A 13,949-nucleotide genomic window follows, 5' to 3' on the forward strand; every position below is an offset into this window, starting at 1 on the left:
TAGGTTAAGTGACCCGATTCAAGGCTATGAACTACCACTCCATACGGAAACCCGCGTTAACCTGCCAGTTCATATCAATGTCACCTCCCGCCGACCTTTCCAGATCAACATACAACCGGGAGTTATTGTTCTGAGTAAGATGGATATTGGTACCTATACCATAGTTGATCCAAGAGTCACTTCCTCCTTCACTCACTTTCAGTGAGGCATCTTTACCCCAAACGATAACATCACGATCGCCAGCAAACTCATGCAGCAAATCCAGCTTCACGTAAATATCGCTATCCGGGCGCGATTCAAACCGATAACCTCCGCGCAATCCGACACGACCAATAACGCTGTCTATATCGTTTTGACGGACTTTCAACCCACTACTGGTGGTATAACTGGCCTCATCCAGATAGGTATACACCAGCTGACCTTGCGGTTCGATAAAAGTAGAGTTTCCTAAGCTAAACTCGCGACCGTATTCTGCACTGGCACTGATTGACCATGTACTGCTATCTGCAAAGCCAGAGTTGCCGTATGTGTTCCTGTAATTGAAGTCACTTTCATGGCGGCTATATTTCAGTACCAAATCCAGGTAATCTAGTTTCTCTGGACGATTCCAGGCAACATAAAGTGAACCACCATAGCTCTTGTTATCGCCAGTACCATAAGTGAAGTCTGCATTGCCTCTCATGTAATGCGCGGCGATCCCTCGCGTCCAGACAGACTCCTCGCCTTCTTCTTTGTTGTCATAGCCGAGTTGCCAGAAGCTATACAAGTTTTTGAAGTAGCTCCCTGTATCACTCTCTATTTCACCACCTTTATAGCGGATCCACAGACCATTTTGCTGCTGGTCCTTGCGGAGTTCGCCTAAACGCTTATTCAGGCTGTCGATTTCAAGACGGGCAGTTGCCATGGCGTAGTTCAGCCCGGCATTGGCTATCACGGTGTTACTACCTGCGCTGGCTTTCGTCGAAACACCCGTGATATACCAGTTGGTTCCGTACTGGCTTTGCGGATCGCCTTCACGAATATCAGAACGCAGCAGCGGTTTATAGTCATACACATACTCGTTCGTAATATCGACTTTATCGTACGCTTCGAACGCCACATTACTTGCCGCATCGGCAACCCAGATGTCTTCCTTCAAATCAGTGAGCTTGTTAATATTCAACGCTTCAATCGCATGTGTACCGCCGGTACTACTTTTAACAACCTCAATGAAGTCACTACCGTTGCGTCGTTGCTCATCTGTTTTATTAGTATTGACATCAATTAGGAAAATACCGTTATTCCCTTTCAAATCATGAATTTTAACGGTTTCGTTGATACTCTGGTTGGTATGTAGATTAAAACCATGTAGGTTTACCGTGCCGCCGTCTTTCAGGGTGATGGCACTGATTTCCGCATCTTTACCATCGGGGATCCAGTGGGCATTATTCACCAACGTAAGATTGAGATCGCCGCTCCATTTCCCGATTTTTTCATCAAAGTAATTAGCTTCATGTCCATGCCAGTATGAATCTGCACCATTAAGCGTAATATTCATTTGGCTTGTATTAGAATAAAGCTTATCGCCAAAGTCGAGGTTACCTAATAGATTAACCTTGTTGCCTCCGGCCTGATTAATATTAACGACGCCACCGTCTTTAGCGCTGACCGCATCACTTTTTGATGACCCTTTCGGGTAGCCACTATTGTTCTCCAGGAGTTCTTTAAAGTTACTGGCGTAGGTATTAATGTATATATCGCCACCGTTTGCCGTAATGGTTGAGCCCGCACCCCGCGCATAAATTCCGTTATTGGCCAACGTTGCATCTTCACCCTGTTTGGTGTGCTCAACCTCAGAACGAATGTACACATTGCCGTTGACGGAAACATCAGCGCCATCGCCTGCATATAATGCAGTATTGTTATGTGTGTACTTAGAGCCAATCAGGAAATTATTTTTAAGACTAAAATTGTCGACTGTCACTTTGGTATCATTGCCCTCAGCGGACAACCCAAAGAAGGCTAATCCAGAACGGTGATCCTGCTGCGTGGTCCCACCAATATTGACGTTGTAATTACCAATATGATATTCACCGCCCTGATCACTCGTGATGTTACCAATCTTGACCTCAAGACCGTTACCTTCACCTCGCACAGGATTATCAACTTTCACCGTAAAATCGTAGTTGTTGTCACCTGCTATCGTATCTTTGATGCTAATACCCGAACTTTCAGGATTATCACCGATGTAGTTTAACTCATAGTTTTTAGCAATTGCTCCGCCAGAATATAGCGCATTACTTATGCTCACTGACAATGCTAAAGGCAATATTACCTTAGCATTATTTTTCCATTGATACATATATAGACTCCGAAACACAAAAGAATATAGAAATATCAAAACGATTATCAAACCCTCACCAATAGAAAGAGATCGGAGAACAATACACTTGTATCAATGATGAATTGACAATCTCAGAGCATTATTTAATGCAGAATATTACGCTGTCAATATTTTGTGACTTATTAAGCACATAAATTTAAGATATTTTATTTAAATTTGATTGCTATCAATATTATTATATGCATCTATTAAAATGTTAATTATCCACAGTATTTATATTTCGATTTTTTCTTGCAAAACATTCGATTAATACATATGAGAAAATCGTCAAAAACAAAAAGCCCCATATAAAATGGGGCTTTTGATTCATTACGATAAGAATCGTTTAGTCACGATTAGAACGGAATATCGTCGTCGAAATCCATCGGCGGCTCGTTAGACGGCGCAGCCGGAGCTGACTGTTGCGGACGAGACTGCGCGCCGCCGCTGAACTGGTTGCCACCCTGCGGCTGCTGAGGTTGACCCCAACCGCCCTGCTGCTGACCGCCACCTGCCGGAGCACCACCACCCTGACGACCACCCAGCATTTGCATGGTGCCGCCAACGTTAACCACAACTTCTGTGGTGTACTTTTCTACGCCGGACTGATCGGTCCATTTGCGGGTACGCAACTGACCTTCGATATAGACCTGAGAACCTTTACGCAGATATTCGCTGGCCACTTCCGCCAGTTTGCCAAACAGCACAACACGGTGCCATTCAGTCTGCTCTTTCATTTCACCGGTCGCTTTATCACGCCAGGATTCGGAAGTAGCCAGCGTAATGTTGGCAACTGCGCCACCATTCGGCATATAGCGTACTTCCGGGTCCTGGCCCAGATTACCGACGAGAATCACCTTGTTTACGCCTCTGCTGGCCATGATCGTGTCTCCTGAAAAACGTTACTGAATAAGTGTAAGCGCGGGATTGTAGCATTTCCAATAGCGCTTTTACTACGTTGCGAAGTTGATTCCAGTAAACAACCCCAGCCAGACATTGTTGCACAGACGTCTGCGTTTTGCATTCCAATACTGTATATCCATTCAGGTCAGGTTGTGTCATAATTAACCGTTTGTGATCGCCGGTAGCACCATGCAGCCAGGCAAAAAAGCGTTTAATCCGGGAAAGATGAATGGATAAGATCGAAGTTCGGGGCGCCCGCACCCATAATCTCAAAAACATCAACCTCGTCATCCCGCGCGACAAGCTGATTGTCGTCACCGGGCTTTCGGGCTCAGGCAAATCTTCGCTCGCTTTCGACACCTTATATGCCGAAGGGCAGCGTCGTTACGTTGAATCCCTTTCCGCGTACGCGCGTCAATTTCTGTCGCTGATGGAAAAACCGGACGTCGACCACATTGAGGGGCTCTCTCCTGCCATCTCAATTGAACAAAAATCGACGTCCCATAACCCGCGATCCACGGTAGGTACAATTACCGAAATTCACGACTATCTGCGTCTGCTGTTTGCCCGCGTTGGCGAGCCGCGCTGTCCGGATCACGACGTTCCCCTGGCAGCTCAGACCGTAAGCCAGATGGTGGATAACGTCCTGTCGCAGCCGGAAGGTAAGCGTCTGATGCTGCTGGCGCCGGTGATTAAAGAGCGTAAAGGCGAGCACACCAAAACGCTGGAAAACCTGGCAGGCCAGGGCTATATCCGCGCCCGTATCGACGGTGAAGTCTGTGACCTTTCCGATCCGCCCAAGCTTGAGCTGCAAAAGAAACACACCATTGAAGTGGTGATTGACCGCTTTAAAGTCCGTGACGATCTCACCCAGCGCCTGGCGGAATCCTTTGAAACCGCGCTGGAACTGTCCGGCGGTACGGCGGTCGTTGCCGATATGGACGACCCGAAAGCGGAGGAGCTGCTGTTCTCCGCCAACTTCGCCTGCCCTATCTGCGGCTATAGCATGCGCGAACTGGAACCGCGGCTGTTCTCGTTTAACAACCCGGCGGGCGCGTGTCCAACCTGTGACGGTCTCGGCGTGCAGCAATATTTCGATCCTGATCGGGTGATCCAAAACCCGGAACTGTCGCTGGCCGGTGGTGCTATCCGCGGTTGGGATCGCCGTAACTTCTATTACTTCCAGATGCTTAAGTCTCTGGCGGAACACTATAAATTCGACGTTGAAGCCCCGTGGGCCAGCCTGAACCCTGCCGTGCATAAAGTGGTACTGTACGGTTCCGGTAAAGAGAATATCGAATTTAAATACATGAACGATCGTGGTGATACGTCCGTACGTCGCCATCCGTTCGAAGGCGTATTGCACAATATGGAGCGCCGCTATAAAGAGACGGAATCCAGCGCAGTACGTGAAGAATTAGCCAAGTTCATCAGTAACCGACCTTGCGCCAGCTGTGAAGGGACGCGTTTACGCCGGGAAGCCCGTCACGTATTTGTTGAAAATACGCCGCTGCCTGCGATTTCTGACATGAGCATCGGTCATGCAATGGATTTCTTCAACAATCTGAAGCTCGCAGGTCAGCGGGCGAAGATTGCCGAGAAAATTCTTAAAGAGATTGGCGATCGTCTGAAGTTCCTGGTTAACGTCGGCCTCAATTACCTGACGCTATCGCGTTCGGCAGAAACACTCTCCGGCGGTGAGGCCCAGCGTATTCGTCTGGCAAGCCAGATCGGCGCGGGTCTGGTCGGTGTAATGTACGTGCTGGATGAGCCGTCTATTGGCCTGCACCAGCGCGATAACGAACGTCTGCTGGGTACGCTTATCCACCTGCGTAATCTGGGTAATACCGTTATTGTGGTCGAGCACGATGAAGATGCAATTCGCGCTGCTGACCACGTGATCGATATCGGCCCCGGTGCTGGCGTTCACGGCGGTCAGGTCGTCGCCGAAGGGACGCTCGACGACATCATGGCGGTGCCTGAGTCGCTGACCGGCCAGTACATGAGCGGTAAACGCAAGATTGAAGTGCCTAAAAATCGCGTTGCGGCTGACCCAGAGAAAGTACTGAAGCTCACCGGCGCACGCGGCAACAACCTGAAAGATGTCACCCTGACGCTGCCGGTAGGTTTATTTACCTGCATTACCGGTGTTTCCGGTTCGGGTAAATCGACGCTGATTAACGACACACTGTTCCCGATTGCGCAGACGGCGCTAAACGGTGCGACGCTGGCTGAACCTGCGCCGTATCGCGACGTTCAGGGCCTGGAACATTTCGACAAAGTGATCGACATTGACCAAAGCCCGATTGGCCGTACGCCGCGCTCTAACCCGGCAACCTACACCGGCGTGTTTACGCCAGTGCGCGAACTGTTTGCTGGTGTACCGGAGTCACGAGCACGCGGTTACACGCCGGGGCGTTTCAGCTTTAACGTCCGTGGCGGACGCTGTGAAGCCTGTCAGGGCGACGGCGTGATCAAAGTCGAAATGCACTTCCTGCCGGATATCTACGTGCCGTGCGATCAGTGCAAAGGCAAGCGCTATAACCGCGAAACGCTGGAAATTAAATACAAAGGCAAGACTATCCACGAAGTGCTGGATATGACGATTGAAGAAGCGCGTGAGTTCTTCGATGCCGTTCCGGCGCTGGCGCGTAAGCTGCAAACGCTGATGGACGTTGGCCTGACGTACATTCGACTGGGTCAGTCCGCTACCACGCTCTCGGGCGGTGAAGCACAGCGCGTGAAGCTGGCGCGCGAACTGTCCAAACGCGGTACCGGGCAAACGCTGTATATTCTCGATGAGCCGACCACCGGTCTGCATTTTGCGGATATTCAGCAACTGCTGGACGTGCTGCATCAGCTCCGGGATCAGGGCAACACCATCGTGGTGATTGAGCACAATCTGGACGTGATTAAGACCGCAGACTGGATTGTCGATCTCGGTCCGGAAGGCGGCAGCGGCGGCGGCGAAATCCTTGTCTCCGGCACACCAGAAACGGTCGCTGAGTGTGAAGCCTCACACACAGCCCGCTTCCTCAAACCGCTGTTGTAATTACGCAACACTTGTCTGGCCTACAGAATATGCATGAAGCTTGTAGGCCGGATAAAGCGCTTACACCGCATCCGGCAACCGTTGTGCCTGATGGCACTGCGCTTATCAGGCCTACGAAACTAAAGACCAGGCATAAAGCCTGTAGGCCGGATAAGGCGCTTGCGCCGCATCCGGCTACGGTTGTGCCTGATGGCGCTACGCTTATCAGGCCTACAAAACTACAGACCAGGCATAAATCTTGTACGCCGGATAAGGTGCTTGCGCCGCAGCCGGCAACCGTTGTGCCTGATGGCGCTGCGCTTATCAGGCCTACGAAACTACAGACCAGGCATAAAGCTTGTACGCCGGATAAGGCGCTTGCGCCGCATCCGGCAACCGTTGTGCCTGATGGCACTGCGCTTATCAGGCCTACGAAACTACAGAATATGCATAAAGCCTGTAGGCCGGATAAGGCGCTTGCGCCGCATCCGGCTACGGTTGTGCCTGATGGCACTGCGCTTATCAGCGCCTACGAAACTACAGAATATGCATAAAGCCTGTAGGCCGGATAAGGCGCTTGCGCCGCATCCGGCGAACCGGATCAGGGCTGCGTCAGTATCCGGCGTTTATCTTCCGGCAACGTGTTCACTGCCTGCTGATAAGAGGCGTCGACCAGATAATAAATCTGTGAATCCGGCAGCGAGCCGTCCAGATACACCGTACTCCAGTGCGCCTTATTGAGATGCCTGCTTGGCCGAACATCGCTATGCTGCTGGCGCAACAGTTCTGCCAGTTCAGGGCTGGTTTTCAGAGACACCGCCGGGCGTTCTTCCACCTCTTTTACCATGGCAAAAAGCACATCTTCGACTTTGATTTGCGTGGCCTTCCAGTCACTGTGAACGCTCTGCTCCGCGCCCGTTTTTGCCATGCAGTATTGCAGCAACTCCGAATTCGTCATCTTTATTCCCCTTACCAGCATATTGCCTCATGAGAACATCTTTTATTCAGTGTGCAGCAAGTCCGCAAAAGGTAAAAGCCAGCAATGTAAATTTGTTTAAAAAAACAGCAATCCGCAGCCAGCGTCCTCAATATTCCGAGTTGACGATCACCTCTTCACCAAACGCACCGGCCTGTGGCAGCGGCTTATAAGTGGAGTTAGAGGCGCGCAAAATGCGAATACCGCGAATACCCACGTCGCGAGCGGCAGTGATGTCATTATCGGAGTCACCGTAGAACATGCGGATATTTTTATCCTGCAGCCACTGCGTTTTGGTGTTCTGACCCGGCTTGTCGCCGGCAAAAATGACCGGATTCATATTTCCAGCCGGGATGTGAAAGTTATCAGACAACGTTTTCGACACCGTTTCAGTCTTCGTCTGGCTACGCCCGGTCACGAAAAAGATGCTGTCACCGCGACGCACGTGCATATCAATCAGTTGGCGCGCGACTTCTTTTGGAATACTGAACTCGTCCCAGCCATTGTTCATTTTTTCCCAGAAGGCCGGATTCTTCAGGTAATCCTCACTGTCCGGAGAATACGTTTTTTTACCGCGCCAGAAGCCTGGGCTGGAAAAGAGGACAGTGTCATCGATATCAAACCCGACGGCCATCGGCGGACGTCCGGTCAGGCTGTTTTCAATTTGTGCCACGGAGACCCAGTGAATGGGAGCCTGCTCAGCGAGCTTTGCAACGTTAGTGCCTGGATTGAGCTGAGAGGGAGAAGAAACGAGTGCCTGGGCTGGCTGATTTAGCGTGAACAATAAACAAACGGCACTCAGTGCCAACGTAAACTTGCGCATATTTTTCCCTAAGTAGTCAGTTAGTTATCATTTTTTTATTAACAACTGGTCAAAAAACTATCTGACCTTACCCCTTAGGGGGAGGGAAAGGAAGGATTTTCTCTGGTTTTGTCCTGGAAAAGGAGCACGATCACATTGGAAAACAGGCCTGATAGCACGATGCTTATCAGGCCTGCAAAGTCGGTTACATGACGGCAGCAAATGCCTTCGCCACGCGCTGCACGTTACCGTGATTCAGCCCGGCCACGCACATACGACCGCTGGCGATCAGGTATACACCGAACTCATCGCGCAGGCGATCGACCTGGGCTACGCTAAGCCCGGTATAGCTGAACATACCGCGCTGTTGCAGCAGGTAGTCAAAATTACGGCCTGGGATCTCCGCATTTAATACGTTAACCAGCTCCTGACGCATCGCCAGAATGCGAGTACGCATCTCTTCAACTTCCGCCAGCCAGCTGGCTTTCAGCACGTCATCACCCAGCACCGCGGCAACTACCTGCGCACCAAAGTTTGGCGGGCTGGAGTAGTTACGACGCACCGTCGCTTTTAGCTGCCCCAGAACACGGCTGGCGGCATCAGCGTCTTCACATACCACAGACAGTCCGCCGACACGCTCACCGTATAAGGAAAAAATCTTCGAGAATGAGTTGCTGACCAGAGCGGGCAATCCGGCGCTGGCGATGGCGCGAATCGCATAGGCGTCTTCTTCCATTCCACCGCCGAAGCCCTGGTAAGCAATGTCCAGGAACGGAATCAGATCGCGTGCTTTCAGGATCTCAATAACGCTATCCCACTGCGCAGGCGTTAAATCCGCCCCTGTCGGGTTATGGCAGCACGGATGTAGCAGCACGATGCTGCGCGCCGGTAGGGTATTCAGCGTTGCCAGTAGGTCGTTGAAACGCACGCCGTTGGTCGTGTCGTCATACCATGGGTAAGTGCTTACTTCGAATCCGGCACCTTCAAAAATCGCGATATGGTTTTCCCAGGTCGGATCGCTGACCCACACACCAGAATCAGGGAAATAACGTTTCAGGAAATCTGCGCCAACCTTTAACGCACCGGAGCCGCCCAGCGTCTGAATGGTTGCGACGCGCTGCTGCTGGAGAACCGGATGTTCTGCGCCAAACAGCAGCGGCGCAATGGTATGGCGATACGTGTTCAGACCTTCCATCGGCAGATACAGCGAAGCGCCATGCGGTTTGGCATTAAGTCGAGCTTCCGCTTCCGCCACCGCTCTAAGCTGAGGAATAATACCGTCTTCGTTGTAATACAGGCCGATGCTGAGATTCACTTTGTCGCTACGTGAATCTTCTTTGAAGCGCTCCATGAGCGATAAAATCGGGTCGCCAGCGTAGGCGTCAACTTTTTGAAACACGTGTGGTTCTCCGGGTTTACAGGCAGGGGTTAAGAACACAATAAACCGGAAGTGGGAGAAGATCGAGAGGATGTTGAGAGGAATATTGCCGGAAGGCGGCGTAACCACCTGTCCGGCACATCATGCTGTTAATCGATATACTTCATCGCCACCCTTGAGGTCAGGCGCGTAATAAGTTCGTAAGCACTTACTTTCGTCATTTCAGCAATACGTTCAACGGGCAGGCCCTCGCCCCACAGAATCACCGAATCGCCGGCTTTATCCTGCGCTTCGGGCCCTAAATCGACGCAGATCATATCCATTGCAACGCGACCGACGATCGGCACTTCACGGCCGTTGACCAGTACCGGCGTCCCCGAAGGCGCTGCGCGCGGATAACCATCGCCATAGCCCATCGCTACCACGCCAAGACGCGTGTCGCGCTCGCTCAGCCAGGTTCCCCCATAACCAACCGGCTCGCCCGCTTTGTGCTCACGCACCGCAATCAGACTTGAGGTCAGCGACATTACCGGTTGGCAGCCAAAATCAGCGCCGATGGAGTGATTTTCCAGTGGTGATACGCCATACAGAATCAGCCCCGGACGCGCCCAGTCGAAATGAGACTGCGGCCACAGCAAAATACCACCCGACGCGGCAATCGAACGCTGCCCCGGTTTGCCTTCACAAAAACTGTTGAAGATATCGAGCTGTTTTTCGGTCGCGCCACACTCAGGCTCGTCCGCGCGAGCAAAGTGGCTGACGATATTGACCGGCTGGCGCACGTTTTCACATTGCGTTAAGCGCTGATAAAACGCCTCAGCCTGCTCAGGGCGTACGCCCAGGCGATGCATACCGGTGTCGAGCTTCATCCAGACGGTAACGGGTTCAGCCAGTTTTGCTGCTTCCAGGGCTTCGAGCTGCTCCTGGTTATGGACGGCTGTATGCAGACGCTGCGCGGAAATAGTCGGCAGATCGGAGGCATCAAAAAACCCCTCCAGCAGCAGGATGGGCTGCGTGATCCCTCCCGCTCGCAAGCGCAGGGCTTCTTCAAGACGAGCGACACCAAAAGCGTCCGCATCGGGGAGCGTTCGCGCGGTCTCTAACAGACCATGGCCGTAGGCGTTCGCTTTCACGACCGCAACCAGTTTGCTGGCTGGAGCCAGTTCACGCAGACGTTGCAGGTTGTGTCGCAGAGCGCGGCGGTTAATGACTACAGTTGCCGCTTGCATTTGTATTCCTTTATAAAAGAATCTTCTAAATCATTCGTGTTGCAGGAAGGCGACAAGCCAGAGAATCCCCGGAAGCTTAGTAAACTAAGTGATCGGGGTGAACGGGCGTAGTCAACACATCTGCAGCATGAAGGATGACGGAGATTTATTCGTCGTCGTATTGTGGGCCCGCATAGTTATCGAAGCGCGACCACTGACCGTTAAACGTCAGGCGCACCGTACCGATCGGGCCGTTACGTTGCTTACCAATAATGATTTCTGCGATCCCTTTCAGGTCGCTGTTTTCGTGATAAACCTCATCACGATAGATAAACATGATTAAGTCGGCATCCTGCTCGATGGAGCCGGACTCACGCAGATCCGAGTTGACCGGACGCTTGTCGGCACGTTGTTCCAGAGAGCGGTTAAGCTGCGACAGCGCCACCACCGGCACATGCAGTTCTTTCGCTAACGCTTTCAGCGAGCGGGAAATTTCTGCAATTTCCAGCGTACGGTTGTCGGAGAGCGACGGCACGCGCATCAGCTGCAGGTAGTCGATCATGATAAGTCCGATACCGCCATGTTCACGGGCGATACGACGGGCACGCGAGCGCACTTCCGTAGGCGTCAGGCCGGAGGAGTCATCAATATAGATGTTTCGTTTCTCTAGCAAAATACCCATTGTTCCGGAAATTCGCGCCCAGTCCTCATCATCCAGTTGACCGGTACGGATTTTGGTTTGGTCTACGCGTGAGAGCGAGGCCAGGGAACGCATCATGATCTGTTCTGAGGGCATTTCAAGACTAAAGATAAGAACCGGCTTATCCTGCAACATCGCCGCATTTTCGACGAGGTTCATTGCAAATGTCGTTTTACCCATCGACGGACGCGCGGCGACAATAATTAAGTCTGACGGCTGCAAACCAGCCGTCTTTTTATTGAGGTCGTCATAACCGGTGTTCACTCCGGTGACGCCGTCGTGCGGCTGCTGGAACAGTTGCTCGATACGCGCGACGGTTGCGTCGAGCACATCGGTGATATTTTTCGGGCCTTCGTCTTTATTAGCGCGGCTTTCCGCGATTTTAAAGACACGGGATTCTGCAAGGTCCAACAGATCTTCACTGGAGCGTCCTTGCGGATCAAAACCGGCTTCAGCGATTTCGTTCGCAACTGAAATCATGTCACGAACAACGGCGCGTTCGCGGACGATATCCGCATAAGCGCTAATGTTCGCCGCACTTGGCGTATTTTTAGATAACTCAGCCAGGTAAGCAAAACCGCCGACGCTGTCCAGTTGTCCCTGAACTTCCAGCGACTCTGCCAGCGTGATCAGATCGATGGGTTTTCCCATCTCCTGCAGGCGATGCATTTCCGTGAAGATATGCCGGTGCGGTCGGGTATAAAAATCTTCCGCCACCACACGCTCGGCGACATCGTCCCAACGTTCGTTATCCAGCATTAAACCGCCCAACACCGACTGTTCCGCTTCAATCGAGTGCGGCGGTACTTTCAGCCCGGCGACCTGGGGATCGCGCTCACGAGCATCAGTCTGTTGTTTGTTGAAGGGTTTATTTCCTGCCATAGTGAATGGAGTTACCGAGATAATGATTGGGTCGAAAGATTACCACATTTCTTTTGGAGGAAGCATGGCAACACGTATTGAATTTCACAAGCATGGTGGCCCTGATGTACTCAAGGCGGTGGAGTTTACGCCCGTAGACCCGGCGGAAAACGAAATCCAGGTCGAGAACAAAGCGATTGGGATCAACTATATCGACACCTACATCCGCAGTGGTCTTTATCCACCGCCTTCCCTGCCCAGCGGTCTGGGTACCGAAGCCGCAGGCGTGGTCAGCAAAGTCGGCAGCAAAGTGACACACATTAAAGCTGGCGATCGCGTGGTGTACGCCCAGTCTGCCCTTGGCGCCTACAGCTCAGTGCATAACGTTCCGGCCGATAAAGCCGCCATCCTGCCTAACGCTATCTCGTTTGAACAAGCTGCCGCCTCGTTTCTTAAAGGGCTAACCGTTTTTTATCTGTTACGTAAAACGTATGAAATTCAGCCTGATGAGCCGTTTTTGTTCCATGCGGCTGCGGGCGGCGTCGGCATGATTGCCTGCCAGTGGGCAAAAGCATTGGGTGCGAAGCTGATTGGTACCGTCGGCAGTGCGCAAAAGGCGCAAATTGCGTTGCAGGCTGGCGCATGGCAGGTCATTAACTATCGTGAAGAGAGCATTGTTGAGCGAGTGAAAGAGATAACTGGCGGTAAAAAAGTGCGGGTGGTGTATGACTCGGTAGGGAAAGATACCTGGGAAGCCTCGCTGGATTGTTTACAGCGCCGGGGACTAATGGTCAGCTTTGGTAATGCTTCCGGGCCGGTGACTGGCGTGAACTTAGGCATTCTGAACCAGAAAGGTTCGCTGTACGTGACCCGTCCTTCACTCCAGGGGTATGTCACCAATCACCGCGAATTAACCGAAGCCAGCAATGAGCTATTCTCGCTCATTGCCAGTGGAGTGATCAAAGTGGATGTCGCGCCTGGTCAGACGTTCGCACTGCACGATGCACAGCGTGCTCATGAAGTACTGGAAAGCCGGGCCACGCAGGGATCGAGTTTGCTGATTCCGTAACGCCATCATTTTCCCCTAAATAATTCAAGCTCCAGGAAGGCGGCAATGGAATGAATCCCCAGGAGCTTACTGGAGTAAGTGACTGGGGTGAATGAAAGCAGCCAACACACCTGGAGTTTGAATTATGACGGGGAAAGAAAGAATTAGGGCTTCCCGCAGGAAGCCCTTTCTTTTTTTAGTTCGGCTGTATGTAGGGTACAGCTCGATGAATTCGTTAACCTGGCAATAGTGACAGATTTGATAATCAATTCCTATTTGGTTCTAAAGGCAATGTTGCAGGTTGTGACGTACCGCTCAATACCTTAGTAAAACCGGCGGTTATTGCGCTGATACTGTGGGACTTTTGGCGCTTTTATCGCCTTGATAACCCACACCACGGCAACAGCCAGTAGCAGCCAGGGCAACAGTTTAATCATCAAGGCAAATAGTCCGCCCAGAAACATCACTGCGGTGGCTACGACCAATGCGGCCAGAACGCCCAGCAAAGAAACGCCGGTGACCATCAGCATGATAAAAAATCCAATCACAAAAAGTAGTTCCAGCATGGCTCTCTCCCGAAATGAAATTCTCTCCATTGCTTTACAAGAAACATGCCAAAAATAATGCGTTGATTTATAAAGAAAACGCCCCGCGACAAAGCGCAGGGCGTGGTGAAATTA

The 13,949-nt window shown here is 51.7% G+C and carries 10 protein-coding genes; 2 read left to right on the top strand and 8 right to left on the bottom strand.

The window, feature by feature from the left end; translation table 11 throughout:
• Window positions 1–31 precede the first annotated feature (31 nt).
• Together OGY72_RS20285 and ssb1 are read right to left on the bottom strand one after the other, a co-directional pair.
• On the bottom strand, window positions 32–2,341 hold the full coding sequence (locus OGY72_RS20285; protein ID WP_003826624.1) for an autotransporter outer membrane beta-barrel domain-containing protein: 2,310 nt from the start codon (window positions 2,339–2,341) through the stop codon (window positions 32–34).
• A gap of 377 nt (window positions 2,342–2,718) precedes the next feature.
• Window positions 2,719–3,243: a single-stranded DNA-binding protein SSB1 gene (ssb1, locus tag OGY72_RS20290; RefSeq protein ID WP_003826621.1), complete on the bottom strand. Its 525-nt coding sequence runs from the start codon at window positions 3,241–3,243 to the stop codon at window positions 2,719–2,721.
• A 251-nt stretch (window positions 3,244–3,494) separates the two neighbouring features.
• On the opposite strand from ssb1, the gene uvrA reads away from it, so the two are divergent.
• Window positions 3,495–6,317, top strand: coding sequence for an excinuclease ABC subunit UvrA (gene uvrA, locus OGY72_RS20295; RefSeq protein WP_284969505.1), 2,823 nt, complete (start codon window positions 3,495–3,497; stop codon window positions 6,315–6,317).
• Between the two features lie 580 nt (window positions 6,318–6,897).
• Here uvrA and OGY72_RS20300 read toward each other — a convergent pair.
• From OGY72_RS20300 to dnaB, 5 genes are all read right to left on the bottom strand, one after another.
• A complete protein-coding gene (locus OGY72_RS20300; protein ID WP_008786927.1) occupies window positions 6,898–7,254 on the bottom strand; it encodes an MmcQ/YjbR family DNA-binding protein in 357 nt (118 codons plus the stop codon).
• 127 nt (window positions 7,255–7,381) lie between these two features.
• A complete protein-coding gene (gene aphA, locus OGY72_RS20305) occupies window positions 7,382–8,095 on the bottom strand; it encodes an acid phosphatase AphA (RefSeq protein ID WP_003826615.1) in 714 nt (237 codons plus the stop codon).
• 184 nt (window positions 8,096–8,279) lie between these two features.
• Complete coding sequence (gene tyrB / locus OGY72_RS20310; RefSeq protein WP_003826614.1) at window positions 8,280–9,473, bottom strand: aromatic amino acid transaminase; 1,194 nt, start codon at window positions 9,471–9,473, stop codon at window positions 8,280–8,282.
• A 128-nt stretch (window positions 9,474–9,601) separates the two neighbouring features.
• A complete protein-coding gene (gene alr, locus OGY72_RS20315; protein WP_003826612.1) occupies window positions 9,602–10,681 on the bottom strand; it encodes an alanine racemase in 1,080 nt (359 codons plus the stop codon).
• A gap of 145 nt (window positions 10,682–10,826) precedes the next feature.
• Window positions 10,827–12,242, bottom strand: a complete 1,416-nt coding sequence (gene dnaB, locus OGY72_RS20320; RefSeq protein WP_003826610.1) for a replicative DNA helicase — start codon at window positions 12,240–12,242, stop codon at window positions 10,827–10,829.
• 64 nt (window positions 12,243–12,306) lie between these two features.
• Here dnaB and OGY72_RS20325 point away from each other — a divergent pair, with 64 nt between their 5' ends.
• Window positions 12,307–13,290: a quinone oxidoreductase gene (locus OGY72_RS20325; protein ID WP_003826608.1), complete on the top strand. Its 984-nt coding sequence runs from the start codon at window positions 12,307–12,309 to the stop codon at window positions 13,288–13,290.
• Window positions 13,291–13,592: 302 nt separating this feature from the next.
• Here the strand turns inward: OGY72_RS20325 and pspG are convergent, their stop codons facing one another.
• A complete protein-coding gene (pspG, locus tag OGY72_RS20330; RefSeq protein ID WP_003031713.1) occupies window positions 13,593–13,835 on the bottom strand; it encodes an envelope stress response protein PspG in 243 nt (80 codons plus the stop codon).
• Window positions 13,836–13,949 lie beyond the last annotated feature (114 nt).

Source organism: Citrobacter sp. Cpo221 (genome assembly GCF_030332345.1).
Classification (GTDB): domain Bacteria; phylum Pseudomonadota; class Gammaproteobacteria; order Enterobacterales; family Enterobacteriaceae; genus Citrobacter; species Citrobacter portucalensis.